The following is a 24,748-nucleotide window of genomic DNA, read 5'->3' as shown; positions in this document are numbered from 1 at the left end:
AAACGCCAGATGCCTGTCACCCGCCGCCGCATGCTGGCCGCGGCCACGCTGCTGCCGCTGCCCGCCCTCGCCCAGGGCCGCGCCGAATGGCCGTCCCGCCCGATCCGGATCGTGGTGCCCTATCCCCCCGGCGGCGGGACGGACATCCTGGCCCGCGCGGTGGCAGAGACGCTGCGCCCCCACCTGCCGCAGCCCATCGTCGTGGAGAACCGCCCCGGCGCCAACGGCGTCGTCGGGTCCGAGCAGGTGGCGCGGGCCGAGCCGGACGGGCACCTGCTGCTGGTGGTCACCAGCACCCACACGCTGAACCGCTACGCGATGGCGACCGTGCCGTACCACCCGGTCACGGATTTCACGCCGGTCTCGCTGATGACGCGGCAGACGCTGGTGCTCGTCTCCGGCACGGTGCAGCCCTTCGCCACCTTCCCCGAGATGCTGGCCCAGGCCCGCGCCAATCCCGGCCGCCTGACCTACGGCGCGACCGAGGCGCTGACCTCCTTCGCGGGACAGGAACTGAACCGCCGCGCCGGCATCCAGATCGAGGAAGTGATGTATCGCGGCGGCGGCCTGGTGATGAACGACATCGTGGCGGGCCACCTGCCGTTGGGCTGGACCTCCACCGCCTCCGCCATGCCGCATCTCGCGACGGGGCGGGTGCGCACCCTCGCCGTGTCGCCGGCGACGCGCACGCCGCTGATGCCGGATGTGCCGACGGTCGCGGAAGCGGGCGTGCCCGGATACGACGTCTCCTCCTGGGTGGCGATGCTGGCGCCGCCGCGGATGCCGCGCGCGCTGGCCGAACGCATCCACGCCGCCGTCGCCGGCGCCTATGCCGAGCCCGCCCTGCAGGAGCGTTTCCGCACGCTCGGCCTGGAGCCGGACCTGCGCGGGCCGGAACCCTTCGCCGCCTTCCTCGCGGCCGACGACGCCCGCTGGGCGCAGGCCGCGGCGGCGGGCGCCGTGCGGAAATTCGAATAGGCATCGGGAGACGACGAGCATGGCCGATCCGCGGCTGAGGCAGGCGCTGGAGGCGGGCGAATTCATCCTCGCCCCCGGCGTGTTCGACATGATCTCCGCCCGCCTCGCGGACGGCATGGGGTTCAAGGCGCTCTACGCCACCGGCTTCGGCACGGTGGCGTCGCATCTCGGCGTGGCGGATGCCGGCATCGCCACCTACACCGACATGGTGTCCCGCATGGGCACCATCGCGCGCGGGGTCGCGACGCCGCTGATCGCGGACGCCGACACCGGCTATGGCGGGCTGCTGAACGTGCGCCACACGGTCGCGGGCTACGAGGCCGCGGGCGTCACCGCGATCCAGCTCGAGGATCAGGAGATGCCGAAGAAGTGCGGCCACACGCCCGGCCGCCGCGTCATACCCGCCGAGGAGATGGCGCTGAAGATCCGCGTCGCGGTGGAAACCCGGCGCAGCCCCGATTTCCTGGTCATCGCGCGCACGGATGCGCGCACCTCGCTCGGCCTCGAGGAGGCGATCCGCCGCGGCAGGATCTACGCCGAGGCCGGCGCCGACGTGATCTTCGTGGAAAGCCCGGAGACCGAGGCGGAGATGGCCGAGATCGGCCGCCGGATCGCGAAGCCCCTGTTCGCGAACATGGTCGAGGGCGGGCGCACGCCGATCCTGCCCGCGGAACGGCTGCACGCCATGGGCTACCGCATCGCGATCTATCCCGCTGTCGGCTTCCTGGCCGTCGCTGCCGCGCTGGAACGCGCCTATGGCCAGTTGAAGCGCGACGGCCATTCCAACAACCTCCCACCCGAGGCGTCCTACGGCTTCGGCCGGATGTGCGAGCTGATGGGCTTCCCGGACGTGTGGGAGTTCGACCGCAAATGGGCCGAGATCGCCGGCAACCTGCCGCCGCGCAAGGCCGCGGAGTGACCGCCCCGCCCCGCGCGCTGCTGTTCGACGTCTTCGGCACCGTCGTCGACTGGCGGAGCGGCATCGCGCGGGAGGCCGCGCCCTTCCTCGCCCGGCACGGGCTGCGCCTGGACCCGCACGCCTTCGCCGATGCCTGGCGCCGGCGCTACCAGCCGGCGATGGAGGCGGTGCGGAGCGGCGCGCGGCCCTTCACGCGGCTCGACACGCTCCACCGGGAGAACCTCGATGCGGTGCTGCGCGACCACGGGCTCGACCCCGCCGGCGTGCCGGCGGCGGAGCTTGATGCGCTGAACCATGCCTGGCACCGGCTGGACCCCTGGCCGGATGCGGTGGCGGGGCTGCTGCGGCTGAAGGCGCGCTTCGTCATCGCGCCGCTGTCGAACGGCAATGTCGCGCTGCTGCTGGACATGGCGAAGCGCGCCGGCCTGCCCTGGGACGCGATCCTGGGCGCGGAAGTCGCGCAGGCCTACAAGCCGCGGCCCGAGGCCTATCTGCGGACGGCGGAGATCCTCGGCCTGGCGCCCGCGGACTGCATGCTGGTGGCCGCGCACAACGACGACCTGGCGGCGGCGCGGCGCTGCGGATTCGGCACCGGCTTCGTGGCGCGCCCGGCGGAATATGGGCCCGGACAGGCGAAGGACCTCGCGCCCGAGCAGGACTGGGACGTGGTGGCGCGGGATTTCGGCGACCTCGCGGACCGGCTGGGCTGCGACTGAGGCAGGGCGCGGCTTGATCTGGCACGGCCCGGCCGCGAGATTGGCGCCATGTCCTTCCCGCACGACGACACGGCCTGGGCGGCGACCGCCGAGTTCCTGCGCGGCCGGCTCGGCCCCGCCGACCGGCTGCTGGCGCCCGACCCCTTCCGCTGGGTGATCCCCCGCGCGCAGCGTTTCCGGCAGGCGGCGGAGGCCGCGCCGGCCGACTTCGAATGGATCGCCACCCACAAGGGGGAGCTGGCGGAGATCCCGCGGGACTTCCTGGCGGCCCTGCCCGGTGGCGCCACGCCGGTCTTCGCCAACGAGGTCTTCGTCGTCTGGGCGCCCACCCCGCCCGCCGACCTGCCGAGCCTGGCGGAGGCCGACCATGTGCGGGCCTTCCACGCCAACCTCGCCGCCCTGCCGCCCGCGCCGCCCGCCCCCCTGCCCGCGCCGCCAGGCCGGGTGACGACGGTGCGCCTGCCGGGCGACGAGCCGGGCGATGCGCCGCCGGCGCTGCCGCCCCGCCCCCTGCCGCGCCCCCGCCACGACCCGCGCGATGCCGCGCCGCGCCCCTGGCTGTCCCCCGGCGGCCTGCCCGGCGTGATGCGCGAACGCGCCTTCCAGGAGGAGCTGGACCGGCTGGTGGCCGACAGCCTGGGCCCCGCGACGGGCGAGGCCCTGCTCGACATCGGCTGCGGCGGCGGGCGGCTCGGCACGCTGTTCGGCGCGGCAGCGCAGGTGACGGGCATCGACATCGACGACGCCGCGCTGGCGCGCGCCCGCACGCGCCACGCGATGCTGCCGCATTTCGCCTTCGCCCGGATGGACGCCGCGCAGCTCGGCTTCGCGGATGCGAGCTTCGACGCGGCGGTCATCCTGGACAGCCTGGAAGCCTTCGCCGAGCCCGCCCTGGCGCTGGCCGAGGCGGCGCGCGTGCTGGCGCGCGGCGGGCGGCTGATGGTCACCGCCACCAACCGCGAAAGCCTGCCGCTGCGCGCGCTGCGCCGGCTTGCGCTGCCGATGCCGAAGCGCGGCTTCTCCGTGCAGGAACTCACGGGGATGCTGCGCGCGGTGGGGTTGCACGTCATCCGCAGCGACGGGCTGCTGCTGTCGCCGGGCTGGGCGCTGCCAGGCATCGGCGGCGCGATGGGCCCGCTGGAGGAGGACCCGGAATTCGTCGAGGCGGCGCGGCTGCTCGGCCGCCGCGCCGGGCCCGACTACGCGATGGCCTTCAGCCTGGTGGCGCGGAAGGGGTAGCCGTGCCTATTCGGTGCGGATGCCGCCTTCGCGGATGATCGGCGTCCAGCGCGCGACCTCTCGCGCGATGTGGACGGCGAAGTCCTCCGGCGTGCCGCCCACCACGGTGCCGGCCTGGCCGTCGAAGATGCGCTGCTGCACGTCCGGCATGGCGGCGATGCGGCCGAACACCTCGTTGATGCGGCGCACCAGCGCCGGCTCCATCCCCGCCGGGCCGACGATGCCGTGCCAGACCGCGACCTCGAATCCCGGCAGCACGCTGGACACGGCTGGCACGCCCGGCAGCAGCGGCGTGCCGCCGCTGGTCCCGATGCCATAGGCCTTCGCGTTGCCCGCGCGGATCTGCTGGAGGCCCGAGGAGACGGTGGGGAAGCCGAACTGCGCGTCGCCGCGCACCAGCGCCGTCACCATCTCCGCCCCGCTTCGATAGGGGACATGGACCATGCGGATGCCGGCTTCCTTCAGGAACAGCGCCATGAACAGGTGGCTGCCATTGCCGTTGCCGGCCGAGGAATAGGTGAAGCCGTCGGGCCGCGCCCGCGCCTGCGCGATGATGTCGGCCATGTCGCGCGCCGCGACGGAGGGATGCGCCATCAGCACCGCGGGCAGGTTCACCAGGTGGATGATCGGCGTGAAGGCGGTGGGCGGGTCATAGGCGAGGGACGGGTTCAGTTCCTTCCCGATCGCGTTCGCGCCGATGTCGGCCATCATCAGCGTCAGCCCGTCCGGCCTTTCGCGCGCGACGGACAGGCCCGCGATGGCGCCGCCCGCGCCGGGGCGGTTCTCCACCACCAGGTTCTGCCCGCCCGTCACCTCGGAGAACTTCGCGGCCATGGTGCGCGACAGGGTGTCGATCGCGCCGCCCGGCCCGAAGGGCACCACCAGGCGGATCGGCCGGTCGGGCCAGGTGGACTGCGCGCGCGCCGCAACCGGCAGGAGAGCCGGCGCCGCCAGCGCCGCGAGTCGCGCGAGCGCGGCGCGGCGATGCATCCTGGTCCGCATGTATGTTTCCTTCCCTGTCGGCCTTCGGTCGAAAATGGCGGCGCTTCGTCTTGTGCGCAACGGATCATGGCCATGTAATGCGCGCAGCCGAAGGAATCGGGGACCCGCATGACCTGGTCGATCGTCGCGCATGATCCGGCGACCGGCGCCTTCGCCGTCGCGGTCACCACCTGCGCCTTCGCCGTCGGCGCGTCCTGCCCCTTCGTGCGCGCGGGGGTCGGCGCGGTCTCCACCCAGTCGATGACCAACCGCTACCTCGGCCCCGCGGTGCTGGACGGCATGGCGCGCGGCCTGTCGCCCGCCGCCGCGATCGAAGGCGCGCTGGCGGGCGACGAGGGGCGGGGGATGCGGCAGGTCCATGCGGTGGACCGCCACGGCCGTGCCGCCGCCTTCACCGGGCGCAACTGCGTGGAGTGGTGTGGCGACATCCCGACCAACGCCGCGTCCTTCGCGGGCAACATGCTGTCCGGCCCCGCCGTGCTGGCGGACACCTATGCCGCCTATGTCGCCCATTCCGGACTGCCGCTGCCCGAGCGGATGCTGGCCGCGCTCGATGCCGGGGAAGCGGCGGGCGGCGACCGTCGCGGGCGGCAATCCGCCGCGCTGGTCATGGTCACGACGGAGGACTTCCCGGACCTGTCGCTCCGCGTCGACGACCACCCGCAGCCGCTGGCGGAGCTGCGCCGGCTGTTCGGGCTCTGGCAGCGCCAGCGCGCCCCCTTCCTCGGCGAACAGCCCAGCCGGGCGCGTCCGTCCGGCACGACCGACATGGACGCGATCGAGGCACGCTGGGCGAAGGCCGGGCTGGACCTCCGCTTCCGGCGCTAGCCCGGGGGCCCCTTGCCCCGAGGGGCAGGCCGCCGCACCCTGCGCCCATCCCCATGCGCCAGTCCTGGATCGCCGCCCTCTCCGCGACGCTGCTGATGCAGACCGTCGGTTCCTTCGTCGGACAGGCCGTGCCGGTGGTGGCGCCGAGCATGACGGCCGCGCTCGGCATCGCGCCGCAGAGCATCGGCAACTTCTCCTCGCTCAACACCCTCGGCGCCATCCTGTTCCTGGTCTTCGGGACGCCGCTGGTCGCGCGCTTCGGCCCGGCGCGGATGCTGCAGATCGGCGGGCTGGTGGGGGCGGCGTCGCTGCTGCTGGCGGCGGCGGGGGTGGTGGGGCTGCTGCCGCTGGCGGCGCTGCTGATGGGGATCGGCTACGGCCCGACCGGGCCGGCGGGCAGCCGCATCCTCCAGGCCACCGCCCCGCCGCGCCATCGCGTGCTGATCTTCTCGGTCAAGCAGGCCGGCGCCCCGGCGGGGGGCGCGCTGGCCGGGCTGGTCGCGGCGCCGGTCGCCGCCACCTTCGGCTGGCAGGCGGCGCTGCTTTCGGGCGTGCTGGTCGCTCTGCTCGCCACGCTGCTGCTGCAGCCGCTGCGCGGCGCGCTGGATGCCGAGAGGAACGACGCCTTCCCCCTGCGCGAGGCGTTCCGGCTGAAGCGGCTCGCCGTGCCGCTGACCGCGCTGCGGATGCACCCGGTGCTGCCGCCGCTGACGCTGCAGGCCTTCGCCTTCGCCGCGCTGCAGGGCAGCCTGTTCTCCTTCACCGTCACCTGGCTGGTGGAGGCGCATGGCTACACGCTGACGGCGGCCGGCACGGCCTTCGCCGCGATGCAGGTGGCCGGCGTCGTCGGGCGGCTGGTCCTGGGCTGGGGCGCCGACCGGCTGGGCGACGCGACGCGCAGCCTGGCGCTGCACGGGCTGGTCGCGGCAGGGCTGGCCGCGCTGTGGGTGATGGCCGGCCCCGGCGCCGCCTGGCCGGTCACCCTGCTGCTCGCCGCGCTCTGCGGCTTCACCGCCGCATCCTGGAACGGCATCTTCCTGGCCGAGGTCGCGCGCGTGTCGCCGCCGGACCGCGTGGCGGAGGCGTCGTCGGGCGCGATCCTGCTCTGCTTCCTCGGCTACCTCTCGGCTCCGACCGCCTTTGCCTTCGCGGTGACGGCGACCGGAAGCTGGACGCTGCCCTTCCTGGTCGCCTGCGCCCTGCTCGCCGGCGTCTCGGCCTTTGTCGGGCTGTGGCGAAGGGGGTAGGAAGCGCGCCTCACCACCGGGAACCATCCATGTCCGTCACCCTCGGCCTCGTCGGCTTCGGCATCATGGGAGAACGCCTGCTGCGGGCGGCGCTGGCGCATGACCCGGCGGTGATCCGCCCCGTCGCGGTTTGGGACCCCTCGCCCGCCGCCGCCGCGAGGCTGGCGGAGGTCGCGCCCGGCCTGCCGATGCTGGGCAGCGCGGCGGAGGTGATCGCGCGGTGCGACGCGCTCTACGTCGCCTCGCCCCCCTCCTCCCACATCGCCCATGCCGAGGCCGCCTTCGCCGAGGGCCGCGCGGTGTTCCTGGAGAAGCCGCTGGCCGAGGACCTGGCGGCATCGCGCCGCTTCGTCGCGGCGGCCGAGGCCGCGGGCCGGCGCGCCGCGGTGAACTTCCCGATGGCGTCCTCGCCGGCCGTCAGGCAGTTGGCGGCGTGGCGGGGGGAGATCGGCGCCCCGCGGTCGCTGACGATCGAGGCGCGCTTCGGCACCTGGCCGCGGCAATGGCAGATGGGCGCGGCATCCTGGCTGGCGAAGCGCGCGGAAGGCGGCTTCACGCGGGAGGTGCTGTCCCACTTCCTGTTCCTGACCCGCCGGCAGCTCGGCCCGCTGGTGCTGGAGGAACGCGACGCGACCTTCCCCGCGGGCGATGGCGCGGAGGTCGCGATCCGCGCGCGGCTGACGGCCGGCGGCGTCCCGGTGGCGGTGACCGGCAGCGTCGGCACGACCGACCGCGACGAGACGAACCTGTGGCACCTGTCCTGCGAGCGGGGCGAGATCCGGCTGCGCGACTGGTCGGTGGCGGAGAGGCTGGCGGTCGATGTCGGCTGGCACCCGGCGCCCGACGCGCTGCCCAACGAACGCATGCGCCCCCTGGTGCTGCAGGGGCAGCTCGACAAGCTCGCGGCGCTGACGCGCGGCGCGCCGCAGGACCTCGCCACCCTGCGCGAGGCGCTGGAGGTGCAGGAGGTGGTGGAAGCCATCCTCGGCGGATGATCCGGCGCCGCGCGGCCCTGCTGCTGCCGCTCCTCCCCGCGCCCGCGGGCGCGGACGGCAGGCTGCTGCCCGTGCCGGCGGATTCGGCGGCGGGCGCGGCGCTGGTGGCGCGGCTGCGGGACGGCGGGCTGGTGCTGTTCTTCCGCCACGCCGACACGCGCGGCGAGCCCTGCGACCGCAGCTTCCGCGTCGGCGACCGCGCGGGCCAGCGCAACATCTCCGCGGACGGGATCGCGCAGTCGCGCCTGATCGGGCGGCGCCTGGCCGAGCTCGGCATCCCCGTGGGGCGGCCGGTACTGGCCGGGCCGGTCTTCCGCGCGCGCGACACCGCCGAGCACGCCTTCGGCGCAACTGCGGTCGAGGTGACGGACAGCCTCCTGGCGGACGACTTCTCCGGCCCCCGGCTGGGCTGGGTGCTGGCGGAGCACCGGCGCCTGTTCTCGGCGCCGGTGGCGCCGGGGACCAACCGCGTCCTGGTCGGCCACCGCACGCCCGCCATCATGGTCGCCGGCGAGGCCGTGGGCGGCCGCGCCTTCCCGGAAGGCGCGGCGCTGGTGATCGAGCCGCGCGGCGACGGCTTCCGCCCCCTCGGCATCCTGATGCCGGCCCCGATCGAGGGCGGCGGCTTCCACGGCTGCGGCTGAGCGCGGACGATCCGCGCGCGTATGCATCAGCCGCGAAACACGCGGCGACATGACCGCGACATGCCGTGCTGGCAGGAAGCGCGCAGGAGGATCCCGCCATGCGCCACGCCGCCCTTGCCCTGCTCGCCTTCGTCGCCGCCGCGCCGGCCTCCGCGCAGCAATACTGGCTGCCGAACGGCCCGGGCGGGACCACCTGGAACAACCCGCAGGGCTCGCTGACCGGCACGATCAACGAACACATGCTGCGTCGCCATGCCGACCAGCTTCGCTGGCAGCGCGAACGCGCGCAGCAGCCGCCCGGCGCCGCCCCGCGCGTGGCGGCGGGCGCGGGCATGGCCGCCGCGGACCCGAGCTTCCGCCTGAACAACACGGCCGGCCGCACCATCCGGGAGGTTTATGTCTCCGCCGCGACCGACGGCGCATGGGGCGCGGACCGGCTGGGCGCGGGGGTGCTGGGGCCCGGCCATGCGATCTACATCCGCCTGCCGGCGGGCCAGTGCGTGAACGACCTGCGCGTGGTCTTCATGGACGGGCAGGCGCAGGAACGGCGGCGGATGGACACCTGCGCGCTGACGGACGTGGACATCCGCTGACCGGCGCCCCGTGGCCTACACCTCGAAGGGCAGGCCCACGTAGTTCTCGGCCAGCGTCGTCATCGCCGCGGTCGAGGTGCAGACATAGTCGAGCTCGGCGACCTGCACGCGATGCTCGAAGGGGTCGGCGCCGTCGAAGCGGTGCAGCATGGACGTCATCCACCAGCTGAAGCGCTGCCCCTTCCAGATCCGGCGCAGGCAGATCTCGGCGTAGCGGTCCAGCAGCCCGGTGTCCTGCCGGCGGTAGAAGCGTTCCAGCCCGCGGGCGAGGACGCGGATGTCGGCGATCGCCAGGTTCATGCCCTTTGCGCCGGTCGGCGGCACGATATGCGCCGCGTCACCGGCCAGGAACAGGCGGCCGTGGCGCATCGTCTCGCAGACGAAGCTGCGCATCGGCGTCACGCCCTTCTGGAAGATCTCACCCTCCTCCAGCTCGCTCCCGCAGCCGAGCCGACGGTGCAGCTCGTCCCAGATGCGGGCATCAGGCCAGAGCGCCGGATCCTCGTCCGGCGCGCATTGCAGGTAGAGCCGACTGATGCTGTTCGAGCGCATGGTGGCCAGCGCGAAGCCGTCGCGGTGGCGGGCATAGATCAGCTCCTCCGACACCGGGCGGGAACGCGACAGGATGCCGAGCCAGGCGAAGGGATAGACCCGTTCGAAGACCGCCAGGTCCGGGATGGCGGGGCGGCAGATACCGTGGAAGCCGTCGCACCCGCCGATGAAGTCGCAGTCGAGCGACTGCGCCACGCCGTCCCGGGTGAAGGTGACGCGCGGGCTGCCGGAGGTCACGTCATGCACCGCGACGTCGGCGGCGTCGAAGATCACCGGCGGGTTGCCGCGCACCGTGCCGGCGGCCAGCCGCGCCGCGATCAGGTCCTTCACAACCTCCTGCTGGCCATAGATGGTGACGGTGCGGCCCGTCAGCTCGGTCAGCGGGATGCGGTGGCCGGTGCCGTCGTAGCGCAGTTCGATCCCGTGATGGGCCAGCCCCTCGCGCCGCAGGCGGTCGGCCACCCCGGCCTCGGCCAGCGTGTCGACGCTGCCCTGTTCCAGAAGGCCCGCGCGGACCCGTTCCTCGACGTAGCGGCGGGACCGGTTCTCGATGACGACGCTGTCGATCCCCGCCAGGTGCAGCAGGTGCGACAGCAGCAGGCCGGACGGACCCGCGCCGATGATGCCGACCTGGGTTCGCATTGACTGCCGCTCCTTCATCGGCCCCGGTGGCGCGGGGGCAATACCGCTGCCCAATGTGCCCATTCGCGCCCCAATGGCAACGGGGCGCCGCCCATGGGCTTGGCAAGCCGCGCGCGCGTGCCGAAGCTGCATGCCATCCAACGGGGGACGTGCGGGAATGACGCGCAAGGTGGCGGTGGTGACGGGCGGGGCGCGCGGCATCGGGCGCGCCTGCGCGCATGCTCTGGCGGAACGCGGCTGCGACCTGGTGCTGGTGGACCTGCTGGCGCCCGAGATGGCGCGCACGGCGGCAGAGCTGGAGGGGATGGGCGCGCGGGCGCTGACCTTCGAGGCCGATGTCGCCGACCATGCGCGCGCCCACGCCATCGCGGCCGAGATCGACGCGCGCTGGGGGCGCTGCGACGTGCTGGTGAACAACGCCGGCAGGTCGAACCCGCGCGGCATCCTCGACTGCCCGGAGGAGGAGTTCGACCGCACCATCGCGATCAACCTGAAAAGCTGCTTCAACTACATCCAGGCCTTCGTGCCGCTGATGCGCCGCACGGTGGCGGTCCATGGCGGCGGCGGGCGCATCGTGTCCATGTCGTCGCTCAATGCGCATACCGGCGGCGTGACCAGCGCCGTCAGCAAGTTCGCCTATGCCAGCGCCAAGGCCGGCATCCTCGGCATGACGCGGGCGCTGGCGAAGGAACTGGGGCCGGAGATCGCGGTGAACGCCGTCTGCCCCGGCGTGATCGAGACCGAGATCGGCAATTCCCTGACCCGGTCGCGCGGCGCGGAACTGGCGCGCAAGATCGCGCTGGGCCGCGTCGGCAAGCCGGCCGACGTGGCCCGCGTGGTGGGCTTCCTGGCCTGCGAACAGCCGAGCTTCATCACCGGCCAGCACATCGTGGTGGACGGCTTCCAGTGGGAGATCTGAGCGCGCCTCCGCCCCCGCGCTACACGGCGCGGCCGAGCAGTATCCAGCCGATCAGCGCCGCGGCCGCCACCCAGGCCAGCACGACCGCGACCGCCCCGGCGCGGCTGACCGGCCTCGCGGCAAGGCCCTCCGCCTGCGCCCGCAACTCGGCCCGGAGCGGCGGCGGGATCAGGCGCAGCGTCAGCCACACCAGTCCGGGCAGCAGGATCACCTCGTCCAGGAAGCCGATCACCGGGATCACGTCGGGGATGAGGTCGATGGGAGAGAAGGCATAGGCCGCGATGCCCGCGGCCAGCAGCTTGGCCGCCCAGGGCACCGCCGGATGCCGTGCGGCGAGCCAGAGCAGGATGGCATCCCGCTTCACCGCCCGCGCCCAGCCCTTCAGCCGCGCCAGCACGGGCGCGGATCTCAGGCCCGCATCTCGGCCCCGACCGGGGGCGTGGAGCGGATCAGGGCGAGGATGTCGCGAGTGCACTTGCCGCACTGCGCACGGTGGCCGGCGGCCGCGTAGACATCCTTCGGGCGACGGGCGCCGCAACAGATGGCGCGCCGCACCTCGTCATCCGTGATGCCGTTGCAGAGGCAGACCCAATCCACCGGCGCCATCCCCTTCCCGTCGGGGCAAGCTAGCGCGAGGCCGGCTTCAATTGCAACTGATTCTCAGTCCGACAGCACCTTCAGCACCGCCGCCCCGTAGCGGTCCAGCTTGGTCCGCCCGACGCCGGGGATGGTGCCCAGCTGGTCCAGGCTGCGGGGCCGGCTGGCCGCGATCTCGGCCAGGGTGCGGTCCTGGAAGATGACATAGGCCGGCACGGACTGGGCCTGGGCCTCGGCCTTCCGCCATTCGCGCAGGCGTTCGAACAGCGGGTCGCCGGGGGTCGCGGCCGCGCCGGTCCGCGCGCCGCGCGGGGCATGCCCGACCCGCGCCACCTCCTCCCGCAGCATCACCTTCTCCTCGCCCTTCAGGATCGGGCGCGCGCCGTCGGTCAGCACCAGCTCGCCATGGTTCTCCACCGCGACGTCGAGCGCGCCGCGCGCCACGAGCTGCCGGGCCACGGACCGGCAGAGCGCATCCGCCATGTCCTTGCCGACGCCGAAGGTGGGCAGCCGGTCATGCGCGAACTGCGCCACCTTGTCCGTCAGCCGCCCGCGCAGCACGTCCACCACATGCCCAACGCCGAAGCGCTGCCCGGTGCGGTAGACGGCCGAAAGCAGCTTCTGCGCGGCGACGGTGCCGTCGAACAGGCGCGGCGGGTCCTGGCAGACATCGCAGTTGCCGCAGCGATCCTCCGACGCATCCTCCCCGAAGCAGCGCAGCAGCAGCTGGCGGCGGCAGGTCGCGGCCTCCGCGATCGCGACCATGGCGTCGAGCCGCTGGCGCTCGATCCGCTTCTGGGCGGGGTCGGCGGGGCTCTCCTCGATCCGGTGGCGGGCCAGCGCGATGTCGCCCGCACCGTACAGCAGCAGGGCGCGCGCCGGCAGGCCGTCGCGCCCCGCGCGGCCGATCTCCTGGTACCAGCTCTCCGGGCTGCGCGGCAGGTCGAGATGGACCACCCAGCGCACATCCGGGCGGTCGATGCCCATGCCGAAGGCGATGGTCGCGCACATCACCACCGCATCGCCGCGCGCGAAGCGGCGATGCGCGTCGCGCTTGGCGCCGGCATCCATGCCGGCATGGAAGCACAGCGCATCGTGGCCGTCCGCGCGCAGCCATTCGGCGGTCTGCTCGGTCTTGACGCGGGTGCCGCAATAGACGATGCCGGCGCCGCCCACGCCCGCATGTTCCTTGAGGAAGGCGCGCAGCTGGCCGCGTTCCTGGTCGCGCGGGCTCGCCTCGATGCGGATGTTCGGGCGGTCGAAGCCGCCGCGGAACACCGGGTCCTCGTCGAGGCCGAGCTGGCGGCGGATGTCCTCCACCGTGCGCGGATCGGCGGTGGCGGTCAGCGCCAGGCGGGGCGTGCGGGCGAAGCGTTCGGACAGCACGCCGAGCCCGCGGTATTCCGGCCGGAAGTGGTGGCCCCACTGGCTGACGCAATGCGCCTCGTCCACCGCGAACAGCGCGATGGGCAGCCCTTCGAGGCGCGACAGCATCCCCTCCAGCGTCAGCCGCTCGGGCGAGACGTAGAGCAGCTTCAGCTCGCCCGCATGGAGGTCGGCCAGCACCTTGCGGGCCTCGCCCTCCGGGAGGTCCGAATGCAGCGCGGCGGCGGCGATGCCCTGCTGCCGCAGCGCCGCCACCTGGTCCTCCATCAGCGCGATGAGCGGCGAGACGACGATGCCCGTGCCGTCGCGGCACAGCGCGGGCACCTGGAAGCAGAGCGACTTGCCGCCGCCCGTCGGCATCAGCACGAGGCCCGACCCGCCCGCGGCGACGTGCCGCACCACCTCCTCCTGCCGCCCGCGAAAGCCGGGGTGGCCGAAGACGCGGCTCAGGACATCGACGGGATCGGGCTGAAGCGTCTCGATCGGGAATCGACCATCATCGGGCATGGCGTCCCATGCCATGCCGGGGCCGTGGCGTCAGCCGGCGATGCGCGGCCGTTCCGGTGCGCGTCGCCCCCTGGCGGGGCGGCGTCGCGGCTCAGGCCGGGCCGATATGGATCTCGACGCGGCGGCTCTCCACCTCGGCGGACTGGAAGGGGACCGCGCCGCGGCCCTGGATCTGGATGCGGCCGCGCGGCACGCCGAAGCGCGCGAGCTCGGCGGCGACATGCTCCGCCCGCGCGCGGGACAGGGCGACGCTCGGCGCATGGGTGGGGTCGGGGGCGACGAAGCCCATCACCCGCACGACCTGGCCGGGGTAGCGCGCGGCGACCTGCGCCGCATCCTGCACGACGGCCAGCGCCTGTTCACGCAGCGCGATGCTGTCATCCTCGAAGAAGACGACGCGGACGGGCTGCCGGGAAAGGTCCGCGCCGAGCGGGTCGGTGGCGGAGCAGGCGGCGAGCAGCGAGAGCGGCAGGGCGGCGAGGGCGGCGCGACGGCGCATGAGGGGACTCCCACGGGATTCTCGGGGCATTGGTCGCCCGCCGCGCCCCGAGCGTCAATGCGGACCGGTCGGCACCCGGCGTTAATCCCTTCCCGGCCAGTGTGCCGCCGTGCCCGACCTCGCCGCGAGCCCCCCGCCCACCCTGCCCGACGCCCGGAGCTTCGACCCGGTGCGGTTTCCGGGCGTGGCCGAGGGCGAGGCCTGGCCGCCCCCCCGGCTGGACTTCGCCTCGCCCGTGCTGCGCCAGCCGGGCCTCGCCTTCGAGCGTGACGCGGGCGGCACCGTCGCAGTGGTGCGGAGCTTCCGGCACCTGCGCCTGGTCACGGACATGGAAGCGGCGCACCGGCTGCTCGACATCGCGCCGGGCACGCGGGACTTCCGCCTGCTGCGGCTGGTGCCGGCCGCGCTCCGCTGCACGGAGCGCATCGCGCCGGGCGACCCTATCCCGGGCCCGCTGCTGGAGGAGGACCCGGAGCCGCCGGAGGAACACCACCTCCAGGCCGCGACCGCCGCGCTGGTCGAACGCCTGGCCGGCGCGGCGGGCGAGGAGGGGGTGGCCCTGGCCGAGGCGATGCGCCGCGTCCCGCCCGGCCCTGCGATGTTCGAGGCCGCGGTCGCGCGCTGCGTCACCGAAGGCGGCTTCCCCATGGGCACGATGGCGCCGCTCGCCCGCCGCCTGCAGAAGCTGGCGGACGCCCATGCCCGCACCCTCGCCGCCCGCGACTCCCAGCCCGACTACGCCGCGATGGAACGCATGGTCCGCCGCACGCGCGACGTGCTGGGCAGCGACCGCCGCTGGGCGACCGACCTGCTGACCCGCGCGCTGGGCGCGCTGCTGCCGGAGATCTCGCGCCCGCGGCTGACGGCCGAGGCGCTGGCGGCGGCGGCCGAGGCCGCGATGCGCCGCCCCCTGCCGCCGGAGGCGCCGACGCGCCTGGTCCGCGAACAGGAAGCCTATCGCGACCGCCTGCTGGACCTCGGCGTCTTCTGGCGCCGCCTTGCGGCCGCCTGGCTGACCGTGGACCCCGAGACCACCGACCGGCGGGAGATCGAGGCGCTGGCGCGCAACGCGATCCGCCGCCTGTCGCTCCGCGCGCTCTACCGCGTGGAGGGCCCGCCCGGCAGGTGACCGGCCCCGGCGGCGCCCAGTGACGCCGCAACCGCGCCGGCCTGCTGGAACAGCGTCGGCGTCCCGCCGGAATGCAGGAAGGCCGCCGACCCGCCGCGCGGCAGCAGCCCCCCCACGGCCGCCGCCAGCCCGGCCATGGCCTTGCCGGTATAGGCCGGGTCGAGCACCAGCGATTCGCTGGTGGCGGCGAGGGCGAGGGCGCGCATCCCCGCCTCGCTCGGCCGCGCATAGCCGGGCGCCGCCTGGTCGTCCGTGATCGTCACCGCATCCATCGCGCCGGCGGCATCCCAGCCCAGCAGCGCCCCCGCGCGCGCGACGACGCCTTCCACCCAGGGCCGGAGCCGGGCGGCCGGCTGCTGCACCGAGACGCCGAGGAGGCGCACCGGCATCCCGAACTGCGCGAAGCCGAGCGCGAGGCCCGCCAGCGTCAGCCCCGACCCGCAGGCCAGGGCCAGCACGTCCGGCGCGCTGCCCGCGGCCTCGAAATCCGCGGCCAGCTCCTCGGCCGCCAGCGCCCAGGCGGCGGCGGCGAGCGGCGCGGTGCGCCCTGGCAGCTGCACGAGATGCGGCACACCGCCCGCCGCGCGCACCGCCTCCGCCTCCGCCTCGAGCCGCAGCGCGATGGCGGGGTCCCACGGGTCGGTCGCGTCCGTCCAGGACAGCTCCGCCCCGAACAGCCGCATCAGCAGCAGGTTGCCTGTCTCCTCCCTCCCGCCCGCGGCGCGCAGCAGCAGCCGGCAGCGCAGGCCCACCCGCGCCGCGCAGCCCGCCAGGGCCCGGCAGAAATTCGACTGGCTGGCGGCGGTTGTCAGCACCGTGTCGGCGCCGGCCGCGCGGGCCTCCGCCAGGATCAGCTCGATGGAGCGGATCTTGTTGCCGCCGAGCGCGGGGCCGGCCAGGTCCTCCCGCTTCACATGCAGCCGCTTCAGCCCGAGCGCGGCGGCGAGCCGCGGCGCGGACTGGTAGGGGGTGGGGGTCGCGGCAAGCGGGATGCGGGGCGGCACGGGCCGAGCATAGCCGCCCGGTGCCGCGCGCCTATCCCTCGCGGCACGCTGCGCCTCAGCCCTCGGTGTCGAGGGAGTAGCCGGCGGAGCGGACGGTGCGGATCACGTCCTCCTCCCCCTCCCCGTTCACGGCCTTGCGGAGCCGGCGGATGTGGACATCCACCGTCCGCGGCTCGACATGGATGTCGCGCCCCCAGACCGCATCCAGCAGCTGTTCGCGCGTGAAGACGCGGCCGGGGTGCTGGAGGAAGAATTCCAGCAGGCGGTACTCGGTCGGGCCGAGATGAAGCGCGCGGCCGTTGCGGGTCACCCGGTGGGCGTCCTGGTCCATGGTGATGTCGCGCCAGGCGATGCGTCCCTTCACGGGGACGCTGCCCGACCGGCGCAGCAGCGCGCGGATGCGCGCGAGCAGGGCTTCCATTGCGAAGGGCTTGGCGATGTAGTCGTCCGCGCCGGTGTCGAGCGCGCGCACCGCGTCCTGGTCCTCGGTGCGGGCGGTCACCATGATGATCGGCAGGTCGCGCGTGGCGGGCTTGCGGCGGATCTGGCGGCAGACCTCGAGCCCGGACAGCGCCGGCAACATCCAGTCCAGCAGGATTAGGTCCGGCCGGGACTCGGCGACGCGCAGCAGCGCCTCCTGCCCGTCGGCGGCCTCCTCCACGCGGAAGCCCTGCTTCTCCAGGTTGTAGCGCAGCAGCGTCAGCAGCGGCGCCTCGTCCTCCACGACGAGGATGATCGGCCTGGCGAGGTTGCCCGTGGCGTCCGGCATCGGACCTCTCCCCTCATTCCGGCGGCCGGACGACGGCATAGGCGGAGGCGTCGGCCTTGGGCCGGTCCTCCGGCAGGCTGTCGCCGCGGACGGCGTAGTGGACCGTCTCGGCGATGTTGGTCGCGTGGTCGCCGATGCGTTCCAGGTTCTTGGCGATGAACAGCAGGTGGATGGCGGCCGTGATGTTGCGCGGGTCCTCCATCATGTGGGTCAGCATCTCGCGGAAGATGCCGTTGTAGACGTTGTCGATCGGCTCGTCCGACGCCCACACCCGCTGCGCCGCGTCGGCGTCGTCGTTCACCAGAGCATCGATCGCGAGCTTCAGGTTCTCCTGCACCAGCACCGACATGCGCTGGAAGCCGTTGAGGCTGCCGAGCGCGGGCTGCTGCGCCAGCACCACGCTGCGCTTCGCGCCGTTGCGCGCATAGTCGCCGATGCGTTCCAGGTCGTGGCTGACCTTCATGGCCGCCACGATGAAGCGCAGGTCGGACGCCATAGGTTGGCGGGTGGCGAGGATGCGGATGCAGAAGGCCTCGATCTCGCGCTCCAGCTGGTCGAGCTGGACGTCGCGCGCCACGACCTCGGCGGCAAGCGCGGCGTCGCGCCGCACCAGCGCCTGCGTCGCATCATGCACCTGGCGTTCGGCGATGCCGCCCATGCGCGCGACCATGTCGCGCAGGCGGCGCAGCTGCTCGTCGTAGGAGCGGACGATGTGGTCGGGCCGGTCCATCGGCATCCTTGCGTTCCCCCTGCTCAGCCGAAGCGGCCGGTGATGTATTCCTGCGTCCGCCTCTCCCGCGGGGCGGTGAACATGCGCGCGGCGGGCGCCACCTCCACCAGCTCGCCCAGGTAGAAGAAGGCGACCTGGTCGGCGCAGCGCGCGGCCTGCTGCATGTTGTGCGTGACGATGCAGATGGTGAAGTCGCGCTTCAGCTCGTCGATCAGCTCCTCGATCCGCAGCGTGCTGATGGGATCGAGCGCGCTGGTCGGCTCGTCGAACAGGATCACCTCGGGCCGCACCGCGATGGTGCGCGCGATGCAGAGCCGCTGCTGCTGCCCGCCGGAGAGGCCGAGCGCGCTGGACTGCAGGCGGTCCTTCACCTCGCCCCAGATGGCCGCGCGGGACAGCGCCCATTCCACCCGGTCGTCCATCTGCGACTTCGACAGCTTCTCGTGCAGGCGCACGCCGAAGGCGATGTTCTCGTGGATGGTCATCGGGAAGGGGGTCGGCTTCTGGAACACCATCCCCACCTTCGCGCGCAGCTCGTTCAGGTCCACCTCGGGCGCGATCATGTTGCGCCCGTCCATCAGCACCTCGCCCTCCGCCCGCTGGCCGGGATAGAGGCTGTACATCCGGTTCAGCACCCGCAGCAGCGTGGACTTGCCGCAGCCTGACGGCCCGATCATGCCGGTGACCTGGCGGTCCGGCAGTTCGAGGTTGATGCCCTTCAAGGCCTTGTTGGCGCCGTAGTAGAAATCGAGGTTGCGGACGGAGATGCGGGATGCCGCGTTGATCGCCGCGTCGGACCGCGCCTGCATCCCCCCGAAGGAGGCGGCATCCGCGGCGGCGGGTTCGGTCGTGGAGCCCATGGGACGGACCTTCTCGCTCTCAGTTCTTCCGGCGCAGCAGGAACCGCGCGGCGACGTTGATGGCCAGCACCCCGAGCGTGGTCAGGAGCGCGCCGGACCAGGCGATGGCGATCAGGTCCGGGAAGCCGGAATTGGCCTGCTGGTAGATCGCGATGGGCAGGCTGGCCATCGCCTGCGACAGGTCGGCCGTGACCACATTGTTCCCGAAGGAGGTCAGCAGCAGGGGCGCCGTCTCGCCCGCGATGCGGGCGACGGCGAGCAGCACGCCGGTGACGATGCCCGACGCCGCCGCCTTGTAGCAGACCAGCACGATCATCTTCCACTTCGGCGCGCCGAGCCCGATCACCGCCTCCCGCAGCGTGTTCGGGATGAGCTGGAGCATGTCCTCGGTGGTGCGGACCACCACGGGGATGACGATGATCGCCAGCGCCAGCGCCCCGGCCAGGCCCGAGAAGCCGCCCATCGGCAGCACGACGAGCTGGTAGATGAACAGCCCGACCAGGATCGAGGGCGCCGAGAGCAGCACGTCCGACACGAAGCGCACCGCGTTGCCGAGCGGCGAGGACCGGGCGTATTCGGCAAGGTAGGTGCCGACCAGCAGCCCGATCGGCGTGCCGAGCGCGGTCGCGATCGAGACCTGGACCAGCGTGCCGACGATGGCGTGCAGCAGCCCGCCGCGCGGCAGCGTGTCGTCGCCATAGGTCGTGGGTTCGAAGGCGCGGGTGAAGATCGCGCCATCCATCGCCTCCAGCCCGCGCCAGGCGAGGGTCGCCAGGATGGAGGCGAGGAAGAACAGGCCGACCGCGGTCGCGCCGATGCAGAACCAGCGCACCGCGGCATCCACCGCGCGGCGCCGGCGCGCCAGGGCGCGCGCCACCGCGGGATCCTTCGGTTGGAAGGCGGCCGCCCCGGCCTGGAGGGTCGTGCCCATCGCTTCAGCCCTTCAGCCGCGACCGCAGCATCCAGCGGCTCGCCGCCAGCACCACGAAGGAGATGACGAACAGCAGGAAGCCGAGCGCGAGCAGCGCCGATTGCTTCAGGCTGCCCATGAGGCTTTCCGGGAATTCCAGCGCGACGACGGAGGCGATGGTGGTCGAGGGATCGAACAGCGAGCCCGGCAGGCGGTTCGCGTTGCCGATCACGAAGGTCACCGCCATCGTCTCGCCCAGCGCGCGGCCGAGGCCGAGCATGATGCCGCCCACGACGGAGCTGCGGGTGTAGGGCAGCACCACCCCGCGCATCACCTCCCACCGCGTCGCGCCGAGCCCATAGGCGCTTTCCTTGTAGACCGGCGGCACCTGCTCGAACACGTCGCGCATGGTGGCGGCGATGAAGGGCAGGATCATGATCGCCAGCACGAGCGAGGCGGCGAAGACCGAGGTGCCGGCGTAGTTGCTGCTCTCGAACAGCCAGCCGACAAGCGGCAGCGCGGCCAGCGCCTCGCCGAAGGCCAGCTGGATGTGCAGCTGCACGAAGGGAACCAGCACGAACAGGCCCCACATGCCGTAGATGATGGAGGGGATCGCCGCCAGCAGCTCGATCGCGGTGCCGACCGGCCGCTTCAGCCAGCCGGGCGCGAGTTCGGTGAGGAAGAAGGCGATGCCGAAGGCCACCGGCACGGCAAGCGCGATGGCCAGCACGGCGGTCGCGACGGTGCCGAAGACCGCGACGAGCGCCCCGTACTCCTCGCGCCCCTCCACCGGGTTCCAGGCGGTGCTCCACAGAAAGGGCACGCCGAATTCCCGGAACACCGGCAGCCCGCCGACGAACAGCGTGACGATGATGGCGCCGAGGATGAGCAGCACCAGCAGCCCCGCCCCGCGGCAGAGCTGCTCGAATACCTTGTCGCCCAGGCTGCCGGCGCTGCGGCGCCGGACCGTTGCCTGCGCCACGGGGGCCGCCCCCGCCACGGAACTCTGCAACGCCTGCTCTCCCCGGTTGCGTGCGAGGCGGCGGGGCCGGGCGCGGTGCCAGGCCCCGCCGCGGGTTCTCAGCCGACCGGCCAGAGCGACTGGCCGTCCGGCGCCTTCACCTGCGGCCAGGCAGCGCGCACGGCGTCGTGCACGGCGGCGGGAAGCGGGATGTATTCCAGCCGCCGCGCCGCATCCGCGCCGTTGCGGAACGCCCAGTCGAAGAAGCGCATCGCGTTGCGGCTCGCCGCCACCTTGTCCGCCGCGGGGTTGACCGGCAGCAGGATGAAGGTGGGGGAGACGATCGGCCAGGTGTTTGCGCCGCCGAGGTCGATCAGGTCCGCCGCGAAGCCCGGCACGTTCCAGTTCGCCTGCTCGGCCGCGGCGATGAAGTTCGGCATCTCCGGCCGGACGAAGTTGCCGGCCTTGTTGCGGAGCTGCGTCGTGACCAGGCGGTTGACCGTGGCGTAGGCGTTCTCGGTGTAGCCGATGGCGCCCGGCGTGTTGCGGACGCTGTTCGACACGCCCTCGTTCCCGCGCTGGCCCTGGCCGACCGGCCATTGCACGCTGGTGCCCGCGCCGGGCCCGGACTTCCAGGCATCCGACATGCGCGCAAGGTAGGTGGTGAAGACGAAGGTCGTGCCGGAGCTGTCGGCGCGGTAGACCGGGCTGACCGGCAGGTTGGGGATGCGCAGGTCGCGGTTCAGCTCGGCGATGCGCGCGTCGTTCCAGCGGGTGATGCGGCCGAGATAGAGGTCGACCACGACCTCCGGCGTCAGCTTCAGGGCGTTGTCGGCCACCCCCGGCAGGTTCACGATGAGCACGACGGACCCCATCACGGTGGGGAACTGCAGCAGGTTCCTCTCCCGCAGCTGCGCCTCGGACAGGGGGGCGTCGGTGGCGCCGAAATCCACCGTGCGGTTGGTGATCTGGTTGATGCCGCCGCCGGAGCCGATCGACTGGTAGTTCAGCGTGACGCCGAGCGGCTCCCGCGCCGCCTGGCCCCAGCGTTCATAGACGGGCCGCGGGAAGGTCGCGCCCGCCCCGGTGACGGTGGCCTGCTGCGCGGCCGCCGGAAGGGCGGGAAGCACGAGGGCGGCACCGGTGCCGAGAAGAATGGTACGCCTGTTCACTGCGTCTCTCTCCGATCTGGGACGGCGGCCCGAGGGACTCGGTCGCGGCCCGTGACGCCGGGGTTCTAGGCGCGCTGCACGACCTCTGGATTGCAGTCCCGTGAAGCTTCGATGACGACAGGTCAGACAACCCAAGCGTGTTGTCGAGAGTTTCATCCCCCCGCAGACACAACCCTGAAGTGCAGTTCCGTCCGGTTCCAACCATTCGGCGTTCTGCCATAATGCAGGATCTCCGCCATCCGCCGCACCAGCGGCAGGCCAAGCCCGCCAAGCCGGTCGTCGTCGAGGGATGGCGGGGCGGCGGGGCTTGGTTCCTCCCGCGGGTCGAAGGGCTCGGCGGGATCCTCGATGGCAAGCGTGACGCCGCCGTCCGCAAGGCACAGCTCCACCAGCGCGGGCTCCGGCCCGGCGGGGTAGCGGCCATGCATGACCAGGTTGACGAGCAGTTCCTCGATGACCAGTCGCACGCGCCGGGCGGTCGCCAGGCCCACCCCCTGCCCGTCCAGCCAATCCGCGACCCGCTCCTGCGCCGCCTCCAGCGCCGCAAGGTCGGGTGCGACCGCAAGCCTCAGTCCGGCGCCGGGCTCAGGCAAGGTGCGCCAGCGCCTCCTCCTCCGTGCCGAACAGCGGCAGCACGGCGTCGAGCGACATGGCGCCCAGCACCTCCGCCACCATCGGCTGCGCCCCGAACAGCGCCACCCGGCCGCCGCGCCGCGTGACGACCCGCGCCACCGACAGCAGCAGCCGGATCCCGAGCGAGGAGAGGAAGTCGAGCCCCTGCATGTCCAGCACGGCGCTTCGCCCCGCCGCTGCGACCGCGGCGGTGAAGGGGGTTTCCACCCCGCCCACCGTCGCCGAATCCAGCCGGCCATGCAGCACGACCTTGTTGGCCGAAGGGCCGATCTCCACCACCTCGAACCGCACTGCGGAACCTCCTTCGGAACATGCCGGGCACATCTATACCCAGCACGCGCCCCGTCCCGTGACAATTCGGCGACGGCACAGGCTCACCGTCCCCGGCTTTCCGCCAGGTGGTCGAAGCGGTGGCGGTAGGTGCCGAGGCCCTGGGTCTGGCCGCGCAGTTCCAGGATCAGGTCGTGCAGCTCGGCGGCCGGGACCATCGCCTCCACCTCGTCCCATCCGGGCCGGCCGGGCTGCTCGGCATATCCCAGGATCTGGCCGCGCCGATTCGTCAGCAGCCGCTGCGCCGCCGGGGTGAAGGCGGCGGGGACGATGACGGCAACATGCTCCACCGGCTCCAGCAGCACCGGCTCGGCCTTGGCCAGCGCCTCCTGCAGGGCCATGCGGGTGGCGGTGGCGAAGGCCATGTCGGAACTGTCCACGGTGTGGAAGCCGCCATCCACCAGCGTCACCTCGATATCCACCACGGGATTGCCGAGCGGGCCCTTGCGCGCCGCCTCCTCCGCCGCCTCGCCGCAGGCGGGGATGAACTTGCGCGGGATGGCGCCGCCGACGATCTGGTCCACGAAGGCGAAGCCGGCGCCGCGCGGGCGGGGCGCCACTTCCAGCGTCACGTCGGCGAACTGCCCGTGCCCGCCGGTCTGGCGCTTCAGCCGCGCGTGCTGGCGGACCTTCTGGCGGATGGTCTCGCGGAAGGGCACGCCCGGGCGGCGCGCGGCGATCCGCATGCCCTGGCCCAGCCGTTCCAGCGCGGCGCGCAGGTGCTGCTCCCCCTGGCCCTTCAGCACCGTCTCCCCGGTTTCCGCCACATGCTCCACCGCCAGGGAGGGGTCCTCCTCCACCAGCCGCGCCAGGGCGGTGCCCAGCCGCACCTCGTCCTTGCGGTCCTCGGGCGCGATGGCCAACGCGTAGGTGGCGGCGGGCGGCGCGGGGAAGGGCAGCCGCGGCCCGCCCAGCGTGTCGCCCGTGACCACCCCCTCCAGCCGGCCGAGCGCGACCACGTCGCCGGCCACGGCTTCCGTCGCCTTCGTCGCCTCCCCGCCCGGAAAGCGCCAGAGCCCGCCGATGCGCTGCCCGCCGAGGCTCCCGCCGTCCCGCACCGCGCCGCGCCACAGCCGCACCTGCGAAAGCCGCCCGGCATGGCCGGCCTGCACGGTGCGGAAGACCTGCGCCACCGGCTCCGCCCCGGCGGGGATGCCGAGCCGCGCGGCGGTTTCCGCCACGTCCGGGGCGTCATGGCGCAGCGCCTTCCACAGCCGCCGCACCCCCGCCGCATGTTCCGCCGCCCCGAGCAGCACGGCCACCGCATGGCCGGCCGCTTCCTCGGCGTGCAGGGGGCGGTAGAGCGCGGCGGGGTCGGGGGCGCGGTCCTCGACGATGGCCTCCAGCAGCGCATCGTCGTGGTCGGCCAGCGCCTCGGCCAGGGCTGCGCGGGCCTCCGCCTCGCGCGAGCGCATGGCGTCGGGCACCGGCACCTCCTCGGAGGGTGCGCCGTCGCGGTAGCGCCAGGCGCGTTCGCTGACCAGGTCGACATAGCCGACGACGCGCCCATCCTCGCGCCAGGGCACCTGGCGCAGCAGCAGGCGCCGGGCGGAGTGGTCCTGCAGCGCGGCAACGATGTCCCGCACCCGGCCGCCGAGGACGTCCACCTTGTGGACCAGCAGGATGGTCGGCGTGCCGCTTTCCTCCAGCAGCCGCAGGAAGGGCGCAGCCATCGCCGCGCGTTCCGGCGCAGGATCGACGACGAGGACCGCGATGTCCGCCACCGCCAGCGCGCAGGCCGAGGCGTGCAGCAGCTCGATCGAGCCGGGACAGTCCAGGATGGTCCAGGGATCGCCCAGGAAGGCGCCCTGCCCGATGCGGATCTCGGTCCCCGGCACATGCGCCCGGCCGTTGCCGGTGCGGCGCGCCGGCTGCCCCGCGGCGGCGAGCATCGCCTCGAACAGGGCGGACTTGCCGCTGCCATAGGGGCCGGTCAAGGCAACGCACCGGGGGGGATGGGCATCGGTCATGCGCGGCGTCTCCCTGT

The 24,748-nt window shown here is 73.4% G+C and carries 27 protein-coding genes; 11 read left to right on the top strand and 16 right to left on the bottom strand.

Annotated features, from left to right (window positions below):
• The first annotated feature begins 9 nt into the window (after positions 1–9).
• Genes ACK8OX_RS02190 through ACK8OX_RS02175 form a run of 4 tightly spaced genes read left to right on the top strand, consistent with a single transcriptional unit; the run spans position 10 to position 3,852 of the window.
• On the top strand, positions 10–978 hold the full coding sequence (locus tag ACK8OX_RS02190) for a Bug family tripartite tricarboxylate transporter substrate binding protein (protein ID WP_430662280.1): 969 nt from the start codon (positions 10–12) through the stop codon (positions 976–978).
• Between the two features lie 19 nt (positions 979–997).
• Complete coding sequence (locus ACK8OX_RS02185) at positions 998–1,897, top strand: isocitrate lyase/PEP mutase family protein (protein WP_430662279.1); 900 nt, start codon at positions 998–1,000, stop codon at positions 1,895–1,897.
• Positions 1,894–2,613 (top strand): haloacid dehalogenase type II, encoded by a 720-nt coding sequence (locus tag ACK8OX_RS02180; protein WP_430662278.1) that lies wholly within the window; start codon positions 1,894–1,896, stop codon positions 2,611–2,613. The genes ACK8OX_RS02185 and ACK8OX_RS02180 overlap by 4 nt, the downstream gene beginning before the upstream one ends.
• Positions 2,614–2,661: 48 nt before the next feature.
• On the top strand, positions 2,662–3,852 hold the full coding sequence (locus tag ACK8OX_RS02175; protein WP_430662277.1) for a class I SAM-dependent methyltransferase: 1,191 nt from the start codon (positions 2,662–2,664) through the stop codon (positions 3,850–3,852).
• A gap of 6 nt (positions 3,853–3,858) precedes the next feature.
• Here ACK8OX_RS02175 and ACK8OX_RS02170 read toward each other — a convergent pair whose 3' ends face one another.
• Positions 3,859–4,854: a Bug family tripartite tricarboxylate transporter substrate binding protein gene (locus ACK8OX_RS02170; protein ID WP_430662276.1), complete on the bottom strand. Its 996-nt coding sequence runs from the start codon at positions 4,852–4,854 to the stop codon at positions 3,859–3,861.
• A 108-nt stretch (positions 4,855–4,962) separates the two neighbouring features.
• On the opposite strand from ACK8OX_RS02170, the gene ACK8OX_RS02165 reads away from it, so the two are divergent.
• From ACK8OX_RS02165 to ACK8OX_RS02145, 5 genes are all read left to right on the top strand, one after another.
• Entirely contained in the window at positions 4,963–5,682 is a 720-nt protein-coding gene (locus tag ACK8OX_RS02165) for a DUF1028 domain-containing protein (RefSeq protein WP_430662275.1), read from the top strand.
• Between the two features lie 53 nt (positions 5,683–5,735).
• Positions 5,736–6,929, top strand: coding sequence for an MFS transporter (locus ACK8OX_RS02160; RefSeq protein ID WP_430662274.1), 1,194 nt, complete (start codon positions 5,736–5,738; stop codon positions 6,927–6,929).
• A gap of 29 nt (positions 6,930–6,958) precedes the next feature.
• Positions 6,959–7,924: a Gfo/Idh/MocA family protein gene (locus tag ACK8OX_RS02155; RefSeq protein ID WP_430662273.1), complete on the top strand. Its 966-nt coding sequence runs from the start codon at positions 6,959–6,961 to the stop codon at positions 7,922–7,924.
• Positions 7,921–8,568 (top strand): hypothetical protein, encoded by a 648-nt coding sequence (locus ACK8OX_RS02150; RefSeq protein WP_430662272.1) that lies wholly within the window; start codon positions 7,921–7,923, stop codon positions 8,566–8,568. Before ACK8OX_RS02155 ends, ACK8OX_RS02150 begins: the two co-directional genes overlap by 4 nt.
• A 98-nt stretch (positions 8,569–8,666) precedes the next feature.
• Positions 8,667–9,161: a hypothetical protein gene (locus ACK8OX_RS02145; RefSeq protein ID WP_430662271.1), complete on the top strand. Its 495-nt coding sequence runs from the start codon at positions 8,667–8,669 to the stop codon at positions 9,159–9,161.
• A gap of 15 nt (positions 9,162–9,176) precedes the next feature.
• Here the strand turns inward: ACK8OX_RS02145 and pobA are convergent, their stop codons facing one another.
• A complete protein-coding gene (gene pobA / locus ACK8OX_RS02140) occupies positions 9,177–10,355 on the bottom strand; it encodes a 4-hydroxybenzoate 3-monooxygenase (RefSeq protein ID WP_430662270.1) in 1,179 nt (392 codons plus the stop codon).
• Positions 10,356–10,512: 157 nt separating this feature from the next.
• On the opposite strand from pobA, the gene ACK8OX_RS02135 reads away from it, so the two are divergent.
• Positions 10,513–11,274, top strand: a complete 762-nt coding sequence (locus ACK8OX_RS02135) for an SDR family NAD(P)-dependent oxidoreductase (protein WP_430662269.1) — start codon at positions 10,513–10,515, stop codon at positions 11,272–11,274.
• Between the two features lie 19 nt (positions 11,275–11,293).
• Here ACK8OX_RS02135 and ACK8OX_RS02130 read toward each other — a convergent pair whose 3' ends face one another.
• The 4 genes from ACK8OX_RS02130 to ACK8OX_RS02115 form a co-directional block, all read right to left on the bottom strand.
• Positions 11,294–11,671: a YkvA family protein gene (locus tag ACK8OX_RS02130; RefSeq protein WP_430662268.1), complete on the bottom strand. Its 378-nt coding sequence runs from the start codon at positions 11,669–11,671 to the stop codon at positions 11,294–11,296.
• Between the two features lie 11 nt (positions 11,672–11,682).
• Positions 11,683–11,871 (bottom strand): (2Fe-2S)-binding protein, encoded by a 189-nt coding sequence (locus ACK8OX_RS02125; protein WP_430662267.1) that lies wholly within the window; start codon positions 11,869–11,871, stop codon positions 11,683–11,685.
• 63 nt (positions 11,872–11,934) lie between these two features.
• On the bottom strand, positions 11,935–13,764 hold the full coding sequence (recQ, locus tag ACK8OX_RS02120; protein ID WP_430662266.1) for a DNA helicase RecQ: 1,830 nt from the start codon (positions 13,762–13,764) through the stop codon (positions 11,935–11,937).
• Positions 13,765–13,855: 91 nt separating this feature from the next.
• On the bottom strand, positions 13,856–14,263 hold the full coding sequence (locus ACK8OX_RS02115; protein ID WP_430662265.1) for an OmpA family protein: 408 nt from the start codon (positions 14,261–14,263) through the stop codon (positions 13,856–13,858).
• 109 nt (positions 14,264–14,372) lie between these two features.
• Between ACK8OX_RS02115 and ACK8OX_RS02110 the strand changes: the two genes are divergently transcribed.
• Complete coding sequence (locus tag ACK8OX_RS02110) at positions 14,373–15,392, top strand: hypothetical protein (RefSeq protein ID WP_430662264.1); 1,020 nt, start codon at positions 14,373–14,375, stop codon at positions 15,390–15,392.
• On the opposite strand, the gene ACK8OX_RS02105 is transcribed toward ACK8OX_RS02110, so the two are convergent.
• The 10 genes from ACK8OX_RS02105 to ACK8OX_RS02060 all read right to left on the bottom strand — a co-directional run bounded on the left by ACK8OX_RS02105 (position 15,362) and on the right by ACK8OX_RS02060 (position 24,731).
• The gene (locus ACK8OX_RS02105) at positions 15,362–16,396 is read right to left on the bottom strand and encodes a 1-aminocyclopropane-1-carboxylate deaminase/D-cysteine desulfhydrase (RefSeq protein ID WP_430662263.1); all 1,035 of its coding nucleotides are present in this window, start codon (positions 16,394–16,396) and stop codon (positions 15,362–15,364) included. The two genes, ACK8OX_RS02110 and ACK8OX_RS02105, sit on opposite strands and share 31 nt — an antisense overlap.
• Before the next feature lie 55 nt (positions 16,397–16,451).
• Entirely contained in the window at positions 16,452–17,165 is a 714-nt protein-coding gene (gene phoB, locus ACK8OX_RS02100) for a phosphate regulon transcriptional regulator PhoB (RefSeq protein ID WP_430662262.1), read from the bottom strand.
• A gap of 13 nt (positions 17,166–17,178) precedes the next feature.
• Positions 17,179–17,901, bottom strand: coding sequence for a phosphate signaling complex protein PhoU (gene phoU, locus ACK8OX_RS02095; RefSeq protein WP_430662261.1), 723 nt, complete (start codon positions 17,899–17,901; stop codon positions 17,179–17,181).
• 17 nt (positions 17,902–17,918) lie between these two features.
• Positions 17,919–18,704 (bottom strand): phosphate ABC transporter ATP-binding protein PstB, encoded by a 786-nt coding sequence (gene pstB, locus ACK8OX_RS02090; protein WP_430662509.1) that lies wholly within the window; start codon positions 18,702–18,704, stop codon positions 17,919–17,921.
• Positions 18,705–18,774: 70 nt separating this feature from the next.
• Positions 18,775–19,686, bottom strand: a complete 912-nt coding sequence (gene pstA / locus ACK8OX_RS02085; RefSeq protein WP_430662260.1) for a phosphate ABC transporter permease PstA — start codon at positions 19,684–19,686, stop codon at positions 18,775–18,777.
• A gap of 4 nt (positions 19,687–19,690) precedes the next feature.
• On the bottom strand, positions 19,691–20,677 hold the full coding sequence (gene pstC, locus ACK8OX_RS02080) for a phosphate ABC transporter permease subunit PstC (protein ID WP_430662259.1): 987 nt from the start codon (positions 20,675–20,677) through the stop codon (positions 19,691–19,693).
• Between the two features lie 68 nt (positions 20,678–20,745).
• On the bottom strand, positions 20,746–21,798 hold the full coding sequence (gene pstS, locus ACK8OX_RS02075; protein WP_430662258.1) for a phosphate ABC transporter substrate-binding protein PstS: 1,053 nt from the start codon (positions 21,796–21,798) through the stop codon (positions 20,746–20,748).
• 152 nt (positions 21,799–21,950) lie between these two features.
• Positions 21,951–22,391 carry an ATP-binding protein gene (locus ACK8OX_RS02070; RefSeq protein WP_430662257.1) on the bottom strand — a complete coding sequence of 147 codons (441 nt, stop codon included), beginning with the start codon at positions 22,389–22,391 and terminating at the stop codon, positions 21,951–21,953.
• Positions 22,384–22,722, bottom strand: a complete 339-nt coding sequence (locus ACK8OX_RS02065; protein WP_430662256.1) for an STAS domain-containing protein — start codon at positions 22,720–22,722, stop codon at positions 22,384–22,386. Before ACK8OX_RS02065 ends, ACK8OX_RS02070 begins: the two co-directional genes overlap by 8 nt.
• An 83-nt stretch (positions 22,723–22,805) precedes the next feature.
• The gene (locus ACK8OX_RS02060; RefSeq protein WP_430662255.1) at positions 22,806–24,731 is read right to left on the bottom strand and encodes an elongation factor G; all 1,926 of its coding nucleotides are present in this window, start codon (positions 24,729–24,731) and stop codon (positions 22,806–22,808) included.
• Positions 24,732–24,748: the final 17 nt, after the last annotated feature.

This window comes from Falsiroseomonas sp. CW058 (assembly GCF_050563535.1).
Classification (GTDB): Bacteria; Pseudomonadota; Alphaproteobacteria; order Acetobacterales; family Acetobacteraceae; genus Falsiroseomonas.
Note: the sequence above shows the minus strand (reverse complement) of the source record. Positions and strands in the feature narration are given on the sequence as shown.